Genomic DNA, 16529 nt, shown 5'->3' with positions numbered 1-16529 from the left:
GGCGTCTTCTTTTCCATCAAAGGACGAAAGTCAACGTTCTCAACCCCTCGCCAATTGGCAAACTCCGGCTATGATGGCGCCACGATCAACCAAACCGGTGTGTCATGTCCCCAAAAAAGACGACGCTGAAGCCTGCCAGAAACGTACCCGCCTCGACCAAAATACCCCCGGACCCCGGATCCCTGCGCGGCGTTGCGAACTGGAAGGAAGCGGCGCAGTGGCTGAGGGCTAGGAGCATCGAAGACATCGAATGCATCACGCCGGATCTTGCCGGCGTTCCGCGCGGCAAGATGATGCCGAGTTCCAAATTCACCTCCAACACCTCACTGGCCCTGCCTTCGGCGATCTACCGACATACGATTTCAGGTGAGTATCCGGAGGAGACCGAGAGCTTCCGATACGAGCCGCGCGACAGCGATCTGAAGCTGATGCCGGATCTGTCGACGCTATCGGTCGTGCCCTGGGAGACCGACCCGACGGCGCAGGTGATCTGCGATATCGTCGATTCGGATGGCGGGGAAGTGCCCTATACGCCCCGCAACGTCTTGAAGCGGATCATGAGCCTTTATCATGATCGCGGCTGGAAGCCGATCGTCGCACCCGAGATCGAGTTCTACCTGGTCGCCAAGAATGACGACCCCGACTATCCGCTGCATCCTCCGAAAGGCCGCTCCGGCCGCTCGATCCTCGGCGGCCAAGGCTATTCGATCGCCGGCATCAACGAATTCGACGAGCTGATCGACGACATCTACCATTTCTCCGAGAAGCAGGGACTGGAGATCGATACGCTGATCCACGAAGAGGGACCGGCGCAACTCGAGATCAACCTTCGCCACGGCAATCCGATCGAGCTTGCCGACCAGGTGTTCCTGTTCAAGCGCACGATCCGTGAAGCGGCGCTGAAGCACGACATCTATGCGACCTTCATGGCCAAGCCGATGCAGGGCCAGCCGGGATCGGCGATGCACATCCACCAGTCGGTAGTCAATGTCGAGACAGGCAGAAACGTCTTCTCCAATGCGGATGGATCGGCCTCGAAGGAATTCTTCCATTTCATCGGCGGCATGCAGAAATTTGTGCCGAGCGCGATGGCGATGCTGGCGCCCTATGTGAATTCCTATCGGCGCCTGCAGCCCGACATGTCCTGCCCGGTCAACAACGCCTGGGGCTACGACAACCGGACGACCGCCTTCCGCGTTCCGGTTTCCGATCCGCAGGCGCGGCGGGTGGAAAACCGGCTGCCGAGCTCGGACGCCAATCCCTATCTGGCGCTCGCCGCCTCGCTTGCCGCCGGCCTGCTCGGCATCATGAGGCAGATCGAGCCGACGGCGCCGACCGAGGATTCGGCCAATGAGGGCTCGATCGACCTGCCGCGCGGCCTGCTGGAAGCCGTGGCGCTGATGGAGGACGAGCCCGCCTTCGAAGAGGTGTTCGGCAAGCAGTTCATCGGCCTTTACGCCGGCGTCAAGCGCGGCGAATTCGAGACCTTCATGCAGGTGATCAGTCCCTGGGAGCGGGAGTTTCTTCTGCTCAACGTGTGAGCGATATCATGGCATCGCAGGCGATGTGGCAGAGCCCGATTGCGCCCGGGCTATCCTGGTATCAGGCAACTGTCGGGGAGCGGCCGACCTACGCCGCTCTCGACGGCTCGAGAACATGCGACGTTGCAATTGTCGGCGGCGGCTATACCGGCCTGCAGGCCGCCTACAACCTCGCCAAGTCAGGCGTTTCCGTCGTGCTGATCGAGGCCTGGCGCTTCGGAGACGGAGCGTCGGGGCGCAATGGCGGCCAGCTCGGCACCGGCCAGCGATGGTGGCCGGAAGAGCTTGAGGAAAAGATCGGCTACGAACGCTCGAAAGCCCTGTTCGATGTCGCCGAGGCGGCCAAGCGCCATCTTCTCGATTTCGCCCGGGAACACCAGATCGAGATCGATTATGTGCCCGGGCAGCTCAACGTCGCGCACAAGGCAAGCTACGAACGTGACTACCGTGAGAATGCCGAAATCGCCGCTGAGCGCTATGGCTACCCGCATTTGAGCTTCATGGATGAGAAGGAAACGCAGGAGCGGCTCGGCTCGAAGCGTTTCCACTGCGGCGTGCGCGATGTCGGAACCGGCCATATTCATCCGCTCAAGCTGCTCATCGGGCTTGCCCGGGTGGCCGCCAATGCCGGCGCGTCCATTTTCGAGATGACCCAGGCAAAGGCGATCCGCCAAAGCGGCGGCAAGGTGACGATCGAAACCGAAAAGGGCACGATCACCGCCGACCGGGCGCTGATCGCCTGCAACGGCCATATCGGCAATCTTGAGCCGGTGACGGCAAGTCATGTTATGCCGATCCGCTCCTTCATCGGCGCCACTGTTCCGCTCGACGGCTACCCCGATGTGCTGCCGGGGGGCGAGGCCGTCGCCGATTCGCGCTTCGTCGTGCGCTATTTCCGCAGATTCGAAGGCCGCCTGCTGTTCGGTGGGCGCGAGGCCTATACGGCGGACAATCCGCGGGACATATCGGAGCATATCCGCCGGCAGATCGCCGAGATCTATCCCGACCTGAAGGATATCGAGATCACCCATGCCTGGGGAGGCAGCGTCGGCATCACCATGCCACGCCAGCTTTTCGTGCGCGAGGTGATGCCCGGCGTCACCTCGATCGGCGGTTATTCCGGCCATGGCGTCATGCTGTCAAACTACTGTGGCAAGCTCTACGCGGAAGCGGTGCTCGGAAAATCCGGCGATCTTGATCTGTTCAAATCGCTCGACATTCCCGCCTTTCCCGGCGGAGCCCGGATGCGGGCGCCGTTGCTTTTCCTGGCCTTGTCGTGGTTTGCGCTTCGCGACAAGTTTTAGGCCGATTGCGGATTTCCTCTTTGCGGAATTCGCTCTAAAACCGGTGCCCGACAGATTCATTGCACTGCACACTGGCTTTTTTAAATCGATTAGATTAAAAGGGCCGCCAACCAGCCTGATTGAGAGACAAGCTCATGAGCAGCCAGATCATTCCCGTTGAGCCTTTTGATTATGTCGTCTTCGGTGGCAGCGGCGACCTTGCCGAACGTAAGCTTCTGCCTGCGCTCTACCATCGCCAGATCGAAGGTCAGTTCACGGAACCGACGCGTATCATCGGCGCCTCGCGCAGCCCGCTTTCGCATGAGGAATATCGCAAGTTCGCCAAGGATGCGCTGAAGGAACACCTGAAGAAAGGCGAATACGACGACGCGGAGGTCGAAAAGTTCTGTGCCCGCCTCTACTATGTTTCGGTCGACGCCCGCACTGACACGGGCTGGGATCAGCTGAAGAAACTGCTTGACGAAAGCAGGGACCGGGTGCGCGCCTTCTATCTGGCGGTTGCGCCCGGCATCTTCGGCGATATTTCCCAGAAGATCCATGACCACAAGCTGATCACCAAATCGACCCGCATCGTCGTCGAGAAGCCGATCGGCCGTGATCTGGCCTCGGCGCTGCAACTCAACGACACGATCGGCCGCGTCTTCAAGGAAGAGCAGATCTTCCGTATCGACCACTATCTCGGCAAGGAGACGGTGCAGAACCTGATGGCCTTGCGTTTCGCCAATGCGCTCTACGAGCCGCTGTGGAACGCCAACTATATTGATCATGTGCAGATCACCGTGGCGGAATCGGTCGGCCTCGAAGGCCGCGCCGGCTATTACGATACGGCCGGCGCGCTGCGCGACATGGTGCAGAACCACATCCTGCAGCTGCTCTGCCTGACGGCGATGGAAGTACCATCGTCGATGGATTCGGAAGCCGTTCGCGACGAGAAGCTGAAGGTGCTGCGCGCCCTGAAGCCGCTCGATGCCTCCAATGTCGAGCAGGCGACGGTCCGCGGCCAGTATCGCGCCGGCGCTTCGGGAAGCGGCCCGGTCAAGGGTTATCTCGAAGAGCTGGAAGGCGGCGTCTCGAACACCGAGACTTTCGTCGCCATCAAGGCCGAGATCAATAACTGGCGCTGGGCGGGCGTTCCCTTCTACATCAGAACCGGCAAGCGGCTTACCGGACGCATGTCCGAGATCGTCATCACCTTCAAGCCGATCCCGCATGCGATCTTCGACCAGGCGGCCGGACGCATCGTCGCCAACCAGCTGATCATCCGCCTGCAGCCGGATGAGGGCGTCAAGCAGTCGCTGATGATCAAGGATCCGGGTCCGGGCGGCATGCGGTTGCGCAACGTATCGCTCGACATGAGCTTCGCCCAGGCGTTCAATGTCCGCAATCCGGACGCTTACGAGCGCCTGCTGATGGACGTGATCCGTTCCAACCAGACCCTGTTCATGCGCCGCGACGAAGTCGAAGCCGCCTGGAAATGGGTGGATCCGATCCTCAAGGGTTGGGAAACGACCGGCCAGCAGGTGCAGGGCTATACAGCCGGCACCTGGGGCCCGAGCCAGGCCATCGCGCTGATCGAGCGCGACGGCCGCACCTGGCATGACGACATCTAGGACGACATCGATGGCCTCAACCCTGCATTCCTTCGCCAGTGCCGCCGAACTCGCCGGCAGCCTCGCCGATAAGGTTGCCGATACGCTCTCGGCGTCCATCTCCGCTCGAGGTGCGGCGTCCATGGCCGTTTCCGGCGGTTCGACGCCGAAGGCCTTCTTTCAGGCGCTTTCGACACGCGACATTGCCTGGGACAAGGTGACGATCACGCTGGTGGACGAACGTTTCGTTCCGGCCGATAATGCCCGCTCGAACCATCTGCTGGTCGATACCAATCTCTTGCAGGACAAGGCGAAGGCGGCGCGTTTCGTGCCGCTTTACCAGCCGGCATCCTCAGTCGAGGAAGCGGCACGGCTTGCGACGGAAAAGAGCGCCGAAATCGGCATCCCCTTCGACGTGGTGATCCTCGGCATGGGCGGCGATGGCCACACGGCCTCGTTCTTTCCGGGCGGCAGCAATCTTGCCCAGGCGCTCGACGCATCGACGCCGCGCGGCGTCATCCCGATGGAAGCGGAAGGAGCCGGCGAGCCGCGCCTGACCTTCACCTTCTCCAGTCTTCAGGATGCCGCACTCCTGGTGCTCCATATCGAGGGCGAAGGCAAAAAAGACGTTCTCGCCAAGGCGGAAGGCAGCGGTGACGAGGCAGAGATGCCGATCCGCGCCGTTCTGCGCCGGGCCACTTCCCCGGTCGAGATTTACTGGGCTCCCTGATCGGCCCCAGACCCGGATCCGGATTCAGGCCGGAACCGCCGAGAGAGATAGAGACAACGAATAAGGCAGGGATTTTCCATGTCCGCTCATGCACGCATTTCTGCGATCACGGATCGCATCGTCGAACGCTCGAAGCCGACCCGCGAGCGCTACCTGGACCGCCTGCGCGCCGCAGCTTCAAAGGGTGTGCAGCGCTCGGTGCTCGGTTGCGCCAACCTCGCCCACGGCTTCGCCATCTGTTCCCCCGCCGATAAGGACGCGCTCGCCGGTGACCATGTCCCCAACCTCGGCATCATCACCGCCTATAATGACATGCTCTCGGCCCACCAGCCGTTCGAGACCTATCCGGCAATCATCCGCGAGGCGGCCGCCGAGGCTGGCGGTGTCGCCCAGGTGGCCGGCGGCGTGCCCGCCATGTGCGACGGCGTCACCCAAGGACAGCCTGGCATGGAGCTCTCGCTCTTCTCGCGAGACCTGATCGCCATGGCCGCGGGCGTCGGCCTATCCCACAACATGTTCGATGCCGCCCTCTTCCTCGGCGTCTGCGACAAGATCGTGCCGGGCCTCGTCATCGCGGCCCTATCCTTCGGCCATTTGCCGTCGATCTTCGTTCCGGCCGGTCCGATGACGACGGGATTGCCGAATGACGAGAAGTCGCGCGTGCGCCAGCTCTTTGCCGAGGGTAAGGTCGGCCGCGCCGAGTTGCTGGAGGCGGAATCGAAGTCCTATCATGGCCCCGGCACCTGCACTTTCTACGGCACCGCCAATTCCAACCAGATGCTGATGGAGATCATGGGTTTCCACATGCCGGGATCCTCTTTCATCAACCCCGGCACGCCGCTGCGCGAAGCGCTGACGCGCGAAGCCGCCAAGCGGGCGCTGGCGATCACGGCACTCGGCAACGAATTCACGCCGGCCGGCGAGATGATCGATGAGCGCTCCGTCGTCAACGGCGTCGTCGGCTTGCATGCGACCGGCGGCTCGACCAATCACACGCTGCACCTCGTCGCCATGGCGCGGGCAGCCGGCATTCAGCTGACTTGGCAGGACATCGCCGAGCTTTCCGAAATCGTGCCGCTGCTTGCTCGCGTCTATCCGAACGGGCTTGCCGACGTGAACCATTTCCAGGCGGCCGGCGGCATGGGTTTCCTCATCAAGGAACTCTTGAAGCACGGGCTGGTGCATGACGACGTTCGCACCGTCTTCGGCCAGGGCCTCGAAGCCTATACGGTCGATGCCCGCCTCGGCGAGAACCGCACCGTGTTACGCGAACCGTCGCCGGACAAGAGCCACGATCCGAAGGTGCTTGCCAACATCGAGACACCTTTCCAGGCGAATGGCGGGCTGAAGATGCTGCGCGGCAACCTCGGCAAGGCGGTCATCAAAATCTCGGCCGTCAAGCCGGAGCGCCACGTCATCGAGGCGCCGGCGATCATCTTCCACAGCCAGCAGGAACTGCAGGACGCCTTCAAGGAAGGCAAGCTCAACCGCGATTTCGTCGCCGTCGTGCGCTTCCAGGGGCCGAAGGCGAACGGCATGCCGGAGCTGCACAAGCTGACGCCGCCGCTCGGCGTGCTGCAGGATCGCGGCTTCCGCGTGGCGCTCCTGACCGACGGGCGCATGTCCGGCGCATCCGGAAAGGTACCGGCGGCGATCCACGTCACTCCGGAAGCCGTCGATGGCGGCCCGATCGCCCGCATCCGGGACGGCGACATCATTCGCCTCGACGCGATCAAGGGCACGCTCGAAGTGCTGGTCGACGCCGCCGACATGGCCGAGCGCGAGCCGGTGAGCATCGATCTCTCCGACAATGAATTCGGCATGGGCCGTGAACTCTTCGCCCCCTTCCGCCGCGCCGTCGGCGCTTCCGATCAGGGTGCGAGCGTGCTCTTCCACTGAGCATGAACGCCCGGAGCAAACAAAAACCCGCGGGGTGCGCACGAAGCACCCCGCGGGTTTTCTGTATCAGGTCCGGTGATATCCTTAGGCGCGGATATCGAGAACGTAATCCTTGTGCGCCGGGTGCGTGCTGTAGACGAAGATCTTGTTGAGTTCCTTCTGGGTCAGCAGTCGCAGGAAGCGCACCTCGATCGTGTTGTTGGCATTCACCTTCATCAGCAGGCAGCCGACCTTGGTGATGCGGGCATCTGGAATATCCAGATAGAACTGCTTCGGCAGGTTGAACTGGGTCAGGATGGCGAGCGTCGCGCTGCTCATCGAGATGCGGACGATATCGCAGCGGCGCGAAGCCGCGTGCATGACACCCTTTTCCGTATATTCGATGCGCGCGGCATTCATCGTGTCCTCCATCTTGAACCGCGCCTCGCGGTCATACATGAAGGATTCTTCCTTGCTCAGGAAGTGAGATCTTGGCTGTGATGGATTGGAAGCGGCCACTGCTTGTCCCCCTCGTAAATTGATGAGGAAAAGTTAGCAGCCGATCTTTAACAGAAAGTGATAATCCGGCCCGCCAAGTATAATTCTCGGAATTATTCCCCCAGAAATGGCTACCTCATTTCCGGTAAGTATGGCCGGTCGCGTCAAAGAGATGCAGCTTCTGCCGATCGGCGGCAAAGCGCATCTTCTGGCCCTTATGGACATCGTAAATGCCCGGCAACTTGACGACGATCGGCTCACCGGGAACCAGGCCCTCGATATAAAGCAGCGTCACTTCGCCGAGCGCCTCGACGATCGAGACTTCGCCCTCGAAAACATAATCGCTCCCATCGGCGATCCTCAGATCTTCGGGACGAACGCCGAAGCTCGCCTGTTTGCCTTTCTCGGAGGCTTCGGTCGCCACATCTAATGTCACCGACATGCCGCCGGTCAGCGTCACGGTCGTCTGGCTGCCGGTCCCGGCGATCGTCGCGGGAATGATGTTCATGGCGGGCGAGCCGATGAATTTTGCGACGAATAGGTTGGCGGGACGCTCGTAGAGCTCCAGCGGCGCGCCGACCTGCTCGATATTGCCGGCCGAGAGGACGACGATACGGTCGGCGAGCGTCATCGCCTCGACTTGGTCGTGGGTGACGTAGATCATCGTCGTATCGGCCATCTGCTCGTTAAGGCGGGCAATTTCGATACGGGTGGCAACGCGCAGCGCTGCATCGAGGTTGGACAGCGGCTCGTCGAACAGAAAGACCTTGGGATCGCGGCAGATGGCGCGGCCGATCGCCACGCGCTGGCGCTGGCCGCCCGACAACGCCTTCGGCAGGCGGTCGAGATATTTGGTCAGCTGCAGGCTCTCGGCCGCCGCGCGGACACGGCGGTCGATCTCCTGTTTGCTTTCGCCGGCGATCTTCATGCCGAAGGCCATATTGTCGTAGACGGTCATGTGGGGATAGAGCGCGTAGGACTGGAAGACCATTGCGATGCCGCGCTTCGATGGCGGCACGTCATTGACGAGCTGGCCGTCGATATACATCTCGCCGCCGGTAATCGCCTCGAGACCGGCAATCATGCGCAGAAGCGTGGACTTGCCGCAACCGGACGGACCGACGAAGACGATGAATTCGCCCTGCTTGATATCGAGGTCGATACCATGGAGAACATCCACGGAACCGTAGGATTTGCGGATGTCCTTCAGTGTCAGTCCAGTCATTTGTCACTCCCCTCCTGATCCTTAAGCGAGACGGGCGAAATACGCCCCCCAGGCCGGAATATCGATCTTGTCGCCATAGTTGTTGCTGGTAAAGCCATGGCCCGTCAATGCCTGCCACTCTCCCGCAGGCAGAGTGACGCCGGTCTCGGCCGGGCTCATGTTGAAAATGCAGAGCAGCTTTTCATCGCCGTATTCGCGGGTGAAGACCAGGCTGTCGCCCTGCGCCTCCTCGAATTCGATTTCACCCTTGGCAAAGGCCGGATGCAACTTGCGAAAGGCAATGAAGCGGCGATAGTGCTCCAGCACCGAAGTCTCGTCGCCCTGCTGGACGTTGACCGCGCGCAGGATGTGCTCGACCGGTACCGGCAGCCAGGGCTTGACGGTTGAAAAACCGCCCTGGGCGACGTGGCTGTCCCAGACCATCGGCGTGCGGCAGCCGTCGCGGCCCTTGAACTCAGGCCAGAACTGAATGCCATAAGGATCCTGCAGATCCTGATAGGCGAGATCGGCTTCCGTCAGCGCCAGCTCCTCGCCCTGGTAGAGGCAGACGGAGCCGCGCAGCGTCAAGAGCAGCGAGGCATAGAGTTTGGCGAAGGCGTCGTGATCGGCGACCAGCCCGCCCCAGCGGCTGACGTGACGCATGACGTCATGATTGGAGAAGGCCCAGCAGGCCCAGCCATCGGGTGCGGCAGCTTCGAAATCCTCCATCACCTCCTCGACGCGCTCCGGCGTCAGCGGATCGGGCGCCAGGAACTCGAAGGCATAACACATGTGCATCTTGTCATTGCCGGAGGTATATTCGCCAACGATTTCGAGGCCGCGCTGGCTGTCACCCACCTCGCCGACGGCGGCGATTGCCGGGAACTCTTCGAGCACGGCGCGGAAACGCTTCAGGAAGGCAAGGTTCTCCGGCCGGTTCTTGTCGTAGATATGCTCCTGGAAGTTATAGGGATTGACCGCCGGCGCCGTCGAGGCGTTGCGCCGCTCGGGCGCAAGCGCCGGGTTGTCGCGCAAGAGCGGATCGTGGAAATAGAAATTGATGGTATCGAGGCGGAAACCGTCGACGCCGCGATTGAGCCAGAAGCGCACGACATCGAGCAGACGATCCTGCACTTCCGGGTTATGCAGGTTCATATCCGGCTGCGAGGTCAGGAAATTGTGCAGGTAATACTGCATGCGCGTCGGGTCCCACGCCCATGCGGAGCCGCCGAAGATCGACAGCCAGTTATTCGGCGGCGAGCCATCGGGTTTTGCGTCGGCCCAGACATACCAATCAGCCTTGGCATTGGTCTTGCTGGAACGGCTCTGCACGAACCAGGGGTGCTGGTCCGAGCTGTGGGAGATGACGAGGTCGATCATCACGCGGATTCCGAGGCGATGGGCCTCTGATATCATCGTGTCGAAATCCACCAGCGTGCCGAAGATCGAATCGACATTCTCGTAATCGGAAACGTCGTAACCGAAATCGCGCATCGGCGAGGTGAAGAAGGGCGAGATCCAGATCGCGTCGACGCCGAGGCTCGCCACATGCGGCAGGCGGGCGGTGATGCCCTTGAGATCGCCGATGCCGTCGCCGTTCGAATCCTGGTAGGAGCGCGGATAGATCTGATAGATCACCGCGCCGCGCCACCAGTCCTTGTCGGCGGTCAAGATCGATTGGGAAGCCACGTTCATGAGATATCCTGTTCGTCACATTTCGGGGGATTGTCAGCCGCCCTTGACCGAACCCGCCAGCAGACCACGCACCAGATAACGCTGCAGTCCGAAGAAGACGAGCAGCGGCACGACGATAGTGACGAAGGCCGACGCCGTCAAAATCTCCCAATTGCCGCCGCGCGAGCCGAGCAGCGCGTTCAGCCTGCCGGTCAGCACGAGGTGATCCTGATCGGTGCCGAGGAAGACCATGGCGACGAGCAGGTCGTTCCATACCCACAGGAACTGGAAGATGGCGAAGGAGGCGAGTGCCGGGAAGGACAAGGGCAAAACGATACGGGTGAAAATCTCGAAGTCGCTCGCGCCGTCGACGCGGGCGGATTCGATGATCTCCTTCGGCAGGCCGGCAATATAGGCCCGCAGGAGAAAGATGGCGAGCGGCATGCCGAAGGCGGTGTGCGCGAACCAGATGCCGGGATAGGTCTTTGACGGCTGGCCGAGCATATTGCCGATCTCGTTGTAGAGGCGAAGCAGCGGAATCAGCGACATCTGCAGCGGCACGACGATGAGGCCGACGACGAGCGCAATCAGCAGCGCGCGGCCGGGAAACTCCATCCAGCTCAGGGCATAGGCGGCAAAAGCGGCAATCAGGATCGGGATGATCGTCGCCGGGATCGTCACCGTCAGCGAATTGATGAAGGACTGGCCGATGCCTTCGCCGGTCAGAACCGTCCTGTAGTTCTGCAGCGTGAATTGCGGCGGCGCCGAGACGGACACGTAGATGCGCCGCGGCCGCTCGTCAGGTGAAAAGGCCGTGTTCTTGGTATAGCGATAGCTGCCGTCGCTGTTGATCTGCAGCATTTCGCCATCACCGAGATCGGCGGTCTCGCCGGCTTCGAAAGCGGCCGGCTGCTGCACGCGGTTGCCGAAGGCTTTTACCGAGCGGCCGGTCTGCCCTTCCAGCACATTGCCTGAAATGACGTAAGTGGCGCCTTCCTGCTTTTGCTGATCGGGCGTGCCCAGGCGGACGGCGACGGTCTGCGTCGAGCCGACAAAGGCCGTCCACCATCCGGAGACGACGATCTGGTCCTTGTCGCGCAGCGCGCTGACGAAGATGCCGAGCGTCGGGATCAGCCAGATGATGACGATCAGCAGAACGGCGAGGTGAACGAAGAGACGGGCGGGACCGATCTTGAAGTAGCTTCCGACAGCGGTCATCTCAATGGCCCTTCAGTTCGCGGTTGGCACGGCGCACGTTCCAAATCATGATCGGCGTGACGGCAAGCATGATGATGATGGCGATGACGGCGCTTCGGCCGGAATCGCCGCCGCCGCGGAACATCCAGTCGAACATCAGGTTCGCCAGCACCATTGTCTGCCACTGGCCGTTCGTCATGGTCAGCACGATGTCGAAGACCTTGAGGACGAGGATGGTGATCGTCGTCCAAACCACGGCGATGGTGCCCCAGACCTGCGGCACCATGATGCGCCAGAAGATCTGCCAGCCATTGGCGCCGTCGATGACGGCGGCCTCGATCGTCTCTTCCGGGATGCCGCGCAGCGCCGCCGACAGGATGACCATGGCGAAACCGGTCTGGATCCAGATCAGGATGATCATCAGGAAGAAATTGTTCCAGAAAGGAACCGAGATCCAGACTTCCGGCGTGCCGCCGAAGAGCTGGACGATGGCGTTCAGCAAGCCGATCTGGACGTCGTTACCGCCGCGATATTCATAGATGAATTTCCAGATGACCGATGCGCCGACGAAGGAGATCGCCATCGGCATGAAGACGATGCTCTTGGCGATATTGCCCCACCAGATGCGGTCTGTCATCACGGCGATGACAAGGCCGAAGAAGGTGCAGGCGGCCGGCACGACGGCAAGCCAGAGGATGTTGTTGAAGATCGACTGGCGGAATTCGCGGTCCCCAATCGCCCATTTGTAGTTGGCAAGGCCGACGAACTGCAGACCGGTGCGGTCGTAGAAGGAGAGGATGAAGGTCGCGACGACGGGATAAACGAGGTAGACGAAAAGCAGGAACAGCGCCGGCCCGATGAACAACCACGGCCGGATCAGTGCGCGCCGGTTGAGGTTGCGCGATGCGGCGCGGATGTCGCCATCCTTCACCGGCAGAGCCAGATCCAGAATCTTGTTCGAAAAATAGAAATAGGCCGAGCACGCGACAACGGCCACGACCACGACGCCCAAAGCGGACACTATCTGCAACAGCATTTCGCCCTCCCCTGCTTCCCCTGATTTCATTCCGACCGGATTTTATTCTGACGGATCAAGGCCGGCCACCGTCAATCTGTTTGATTGCCCAGTCACAATATATCCCGCGAAGGCCGGGCTCTTTGAGAACCCGGCCAGTCACGAGGCCATGCCGCCGGCAAACCGGCGGCATCGTATTAACGATTATTTGATGCCGTCCCAGGCGCTCTGGATTTCGCCGGCCGCCTCTTCGGCAGTCTTGCCGCCGACGAAATCGACCATGCCCGTCCAGAAGGCGCCTGCGCCGATCTTGCCCGGCATCAGGTCGGAACCGTCAAAGCGGAAGGTGGTGGCCGACGTCAGGATCTCGCCTTCCTTCTTCATCTGCGGATTGGCATAGGCCTCCGTGCTGACGCCCTTGTAGGGTGTCAGGAAGCTCGACTGCGCCATCCAGACCTCGTGTGCGATCGGGGTCTTCAGGAAATCGATGAAGGCGCGGGCCGTCTTCGAGTCCTTGGTGATCGAGACGAGCGTGCCGGCGCCGAGCACCGGTTTGCCGAGTTCGGGATGCGAAGCATAGGTCGGCATATAGAAGAAGTCGGCGTCCTGTCCGAGCTTCGTGCCCTCAGGGAAGAAGGAGGGTATGAACGAGGCCTGATGGTGCAGGTAGCACTTCGGCGGAACGGTGAAGAGGCCCTTCGGGCTGTCGCGGAAATCGGTCGAGGCCACGGCTGCGACACCACCGTTTACATATTTCTCGTTCTTGGCGAACTTGCCGAATTCGTCGATCGCGGCAACCACGGCCGGATCGGTGAACTTCAGCTCGTTGGTCGTCCACTTGTCGTAGGCTTCCGGCGGCTGCATGCGCAGCATGATGTCCTCGACCCAATCGGTCGCCGGCCAGCCGGTCGCGCCGCCGGAACCGAGACCGATGCACCAGGGAACGCCGCCATCCTTGACGATCTGGTCGGTCAGGGCATGGAGCTCTTCCATGGTCGTCGGGATCTTATAGCCGGCTTCCTCGAAATTCTCCGGCACGTACCAGACGAGCGACTTGACGTCGGCCTTATAAGGGAAGGCGTAGAAGGCTTCCTTGCCGTCCTTGCCCTTGTATGTGCCATACCCGACCCAGCTGTCGCCGGCGCCGTAATTGTCCTTGATCCACTTGGAATTGTCGTCGCCGAGCGGCGTCAGGAAGCCCTTGCCGGCGAGATCGGCCAGCAGGCCCGGCTGCGGCAGAATGGCGACGTTCGGCGGCGAACCCGCCTGCGTGTCGATGACGATCTGCTGTTCGTAGTTTTCGGAAGAGGAGTATTTGACGTCGATGCCGGTCGCCTCGGTGAAATAGGCGAGAACGCTCCTGAAGAACGTCTCGTCCTCGCCGCGCCACGGCCCGAAGATCGTCAGCGGCTGACCCTTCAGATCGGCGTGCGTGGCCTTGAATTCGTCATAGCTCTTCCAGTTGAACTTGGCATCTTCTCCCGGCGCAAACTTCAGATCGGCCGCGGACGCAGCACCGGCAAAAAGCGTCACCACGGCAACGCTCATCAAAAATGACTTTTTCATGTGATCAACCTCCCATCACAAACTCAACAGCGCCAAACTTCTTCAACGGAAATTTTCAAAGCGCTTTGGCACCCAACTCATTCCACTTTCGGTGGATCGAAGTCAAGTCATTTCGCGAAAAGCCGCCGCAGACATGCAGAATAGTGCCGTCCACCGGTTTCTCTTGGGCAATATGGAGCGATTTTTCTTGAGTCAAGCGCGCCAACTGAATACATAATTGAAAGCGCTTTGGATGTCGCTGGGAGGCGGCTTGCCTGTCGAGGCGCCAAGCGGGCCGGGAGGAAGCATAGCAGGTGAATCTCAAACAGCTATCGGAATTGCTTGGGCTTTCGCAGACGACAGTAAGCCGGGCGCTGAACGGCTATCCCGAGGTCAACGAAGCGACCCGGGAGCGCGTGCTCCAGGCTGTCAAGGAAACCGGATACCGGCCGAACAAGGCTGCCCAGCGGCTTGCGACTGGCAAGGCAGGCTCGATTGGCCTCGTCATGCCGACGGCTCCCGGCCACCAGTCCGACGTGCATTTCGGCGAATTTCTGGCCGGGCTCGGCGAGGAGGCCGTGCGCCACGATTTCCATTTCGTCATCATGCCATCCGACCCGGACGACGAGGTGGCGGCGCTCCGGCGCCTTGCGATCAGCGGCAATGTCGATGCGCTGTTCGTCGCCTATATGCGCGGCCACGACCCGCGGCTTCCCATGCTGAAGTCGCTCTCCATGCCCTATGTCGTGCACGGTCGCTCCTTCGGCGCGGAGCTGGACTATCCCTATCTCGACATCGACAATGAAGGGGCCTTCTACGACGCAACGCGGCTCTTGCTACAGCTCGGCCATACGCGTTTTGCTTTGATGAACGGGCCGATGCATCTCGATTTCGCCATCCGCAGAAGAAACGGCGTCATCGCAGCGCTTGCCGAACGCGGCCTCACGCTTGAGGAGGATTGCATCAGCCACGCGCTGATGACCGACGAACAGGGGCTGCTGGCGATGGAACGGTTCCTGCAACTGCCGGAACGGCCGACGGCGATCCTCTGCTCCAGCACGGTGATGGCACTCGGGGCGATCCGCTCGGTCAACCAGGCGGGATTGCGGCTCGGCGAGGACATTTCACTGATCGCCCATGACGACGTGCTGCCGCTCTTGAAGCCGGAAAACTTCTCGGTGCCGCTGACGACGACGCGCTCCTCGCTGCGGGCCGCAGGCGTTCGCATCGCGCAGCGGCTGATCGGCACGGTGAAACAGGCCGGCCCCTTTCCCGAACAGGAGCTGTGGAAAACCGAACTGATCGTCAGGGCCTCGACCGGCCCTGCCCCACAGCAGCCATAATCAGAACTGCGGCGGTGTCTGCCCTGCAGCGCGATGAGCGGCGATGACGGTGTTGGCCATCAGCATAGCGATGGTCATCGGCCCGACGCCGCCGGGCACCGGCGTGATGGTGCTGGCGACTTCGGAGACTTCGCGGAAGGCCACGTCGCCGACGAGCCGGGTCTTGCCCTCGCCTTTCTCAGGAGCCGGGACGCGATTGATGCCGACGTCGATCACCATCGCGCCGGGCTTGACCCAATCGGCCTTGACCATCTCCGGCCGGCCGACGGCGGCGACCAGGATATCGGCATTGCGGCAGACCTCGGCGAGGTTCCTGGTTCTGGAGTGAGCCATCGTCACCGTCGCATTGGCGTTGAGCAGCAATTGCGCCATCGGCTTGCCGAACAGGTTGGAACGGCCGATGACGACGGCATTGAGCCCGGAGAGATCCTCGCCATGGGTGCGGCGGACGAAGACCATGGCGCCGGCCGGCGTGCAGGAGACCAGACCGGTCTTCAGGTCGCCGGTGGCGAGCTTGCCGGCATTGACGACACTGAGGCCGTCGACATCTTTTTCCGGCAGGATCGACTGGATGATCGGCTCACTGTCGAGCGGTCTCGGCAACGGCAACTGCACCAGGATGCCGTGGATCGACGGATCGGCATTAAGCGTGGCGACAAGCGCTGCGAGCTCTTCCTGCTTCGTGTCCGCCGGCAGCGTGTGCTGCACGGACTTGAAACCACATTCCTTGGCCATGCGGCTCTTGGAGCCGACATAGGCGTGGCTTGCCGGATCGTCGCCGACGATGATAACCGCAAGGCCTGTCGTAACGCCGCTCATCTTTTCCAGCGCTGCCGTCGCACTCTTGACCGTCTGAATGACCGATGCAGCTACGTTCTTGCCGTCGATTACTGTCGTCACGCGTCTCTCCGCCCTGTTTTGCGTCAATCTAGGAATAGTTGACGAGCGTCAAATGCCCGCTAACGCCCTATCCTGTCGGAAAGCGGCAAGGCAATATCAAATTTGCAAGGA

The 16529-nt window shown here is 61.4% G+C and carries 13 protein-coding genes; 6 read left to right on the top strand and 7 right to left on the bottom strand.

Going from position 1 to position 16529, the window contains the following annotated elements:
- Nucleotides 1-104 precede the first annotated feature (104 nt).
- The 5 genes from NMA58_RS01845 to edd all read left to right on the top strand — a co-directional run bounded on the left by NMA58_RS01845 (nt 105) and on the right by edd (nt 7063).
- Nucleotides 105-1541, top strand: coding sequence for a glutamine synthetase family protein (locus NMA58_RS01845; RefSeq protein WP_434712086.1), 1437 nt, complete (start codon nt 105-107; stop codon nt 1539-1541).
- Nucleotides 1542-1549: 8 nt separating this feature from the next.
- Nucleotides 1550-2845, top strand: a complete 1296-nt coding sequence (locus tag NMA58_RS01840) for an NAD(P)/FAD-dependent oxidoreductase (protein WP_183702726.1) — start codon at nt 1550-1552, stop codon at nt 2843-2845.
- Nucleotides 2846-2979: 134 nt separating this feature from the next.
- On the top strand, nt 2980-4455 hold the full coding sequence (zwf, locus tag NMA58_RS01835; RefSeq protein WP_085776991.1) for a glucose-6-phosphate dehydrogenase: 1476 nt from the start codon (nt 2980-2982) through the stop codon (nt 4453-4455).
- A gap of 10 nt (nt 4456-4465) precedes the next feature.
- Nucleotides 4466-5164: a 6-phosphogluconolactonase gene (gene pgl, locus NMA58_RS01830; RefSeq protein ID WP_434712085.1), complete on the top strand. Its 699-nt coding sequence runs from the start codon at nt 4466-4468 to the stop codon at nt 5162-5164.
- 78 nt (nt 5165-5242) lie between these two features.
- A complete protein-coding gene (gene edd / locus NMA58_RS01825) occupies nt 5243-7063 on the top strand; it encodes a phosphogluconate dehydratase (RefSeq protein ID WP_097600348.1) in 1821 nt (606 codons plus the stop codon).
- A gap of 84 nt (nt 7064-7147) precedes the next feature.
- On the opposite strand, the gene NMA58_RS01820 is transcribed toward edd, so the two are convergent.
- The 6 genes from NMA58_RS01820 to NMA58_RS01795 form a co-directional block, all read right to left on the bottom strand.
- On the bottom strand, nt 7148-7501 hold the full coding sequence (locus NMA58_RS01820; protein ID WP_009996042.1) for a hypothetical protein: 354 nt from the start codon (nt 7499-7501) through the stop codon (nt 7148-7150).
- Between the two features lie 175 nt (nt 7502-7676).
- Nucleotides 7677-8765: an ABC transporter ATP-binding protein gene (locus NMA58_RS01815; protein WP_085776988.1), complete on the bottom strand. Its 1089-nt coding sequence runs from the start codon at nt 8763-8765 to the stop codon at nt 7677-7679.
- A gap of 21 nt (nt 8766-8786) precedes the next feature.
- The gene (locus tag NMA58_RS01810) at nt 8787-10439 is read right to left on the bottom strand and encodes an alpha-glucosidase (RefSeq protein WP_085776987.1); all 1653 of its coding nucleotides are present in this window, start codon (nt 10437-10439) and stop codon (nt 8787-8789) included.
- A 33-nt stretch (nt 10440-10472) separates the two neighbouring features.
- Entirely contained in the window at nt 10473-11636 is a 1164-nt protein-coding gene (locus NMA58_RS01805; protein WP_221157669.1) for a carbohydrate ABC transporter permease, read from the bottom strand.
- A gap of 1 nt (nt 11637) precedes the next feature.
- Nucleotides 11638-12651: a carbohydrate ABC transporter permease gene (locus tag NMA58_RS01800; RefSeq protein WP_085776985.1), complete on the bottom strand. Its 1014-nt coding sequence runs from the start codon at nt 12649-12651 to the stop codon at nt 11638-11640.
- Between the two features lie 183 nt (nt 12652-12834).
- Complete coding sequence (locus tag NMA58_RS01795; RefSeq protein WP_434712084.1) at nt 12835-14196, bottom strand: ABC transporter substrate-binding protein; 1362 nt, start codon at nt 14194-14196, stop codon at nt 12835-12837.
- A 293-nt stretch (nt 14197-14489) separates the two neighbouring features.
- On the opposite strand from NMA58_RS01795, the gene NMA58_RS01790 reads away from it, so the two are divergent.
- Nucleotides 14490-15518: a LacI family DNA-binding transcriptional regulator gene (locus tag NMA58_RS01790; protein ID WP_434712083.1), complete on the top strand. Its 1029-nt coding sequence runs from the start codon at nt 14490-14492 to the stop codon at nt 15516-15518.
- Here NMA58_RS01790 and folD read toward each other — a convergent pair whose 3' ends face one another.
- Nucleotides 15519-16418, bottom strand: coding sequence for a bifunctional methylenetetrahydrofolate dehydrogenase/methenyltetrahydrofolate cyclohydrolase FolD (gene folD / locus NMA58_RS01785; protein WP_434712082.1), 900 nt, complete (start codon nt 16416-16418; stop codon nt 15519-15521).
- Nucleotides 16419-16529: the final 111 nt, after the last annotated feature.

It is taken from the genome of Rhizobium sp. YTUHZ045, from assembly GCF_051124255.1.
GTDB lineage: Bacteria > Pseudomonadota > Alphaproteobacteria > Rhizobiales > Rhizobiaceae > Rhizobium.
Note: the sequence above shows the minus strand (reverse complement) of the source record. Positions and strands in the feature narration are given on the sequence as shown.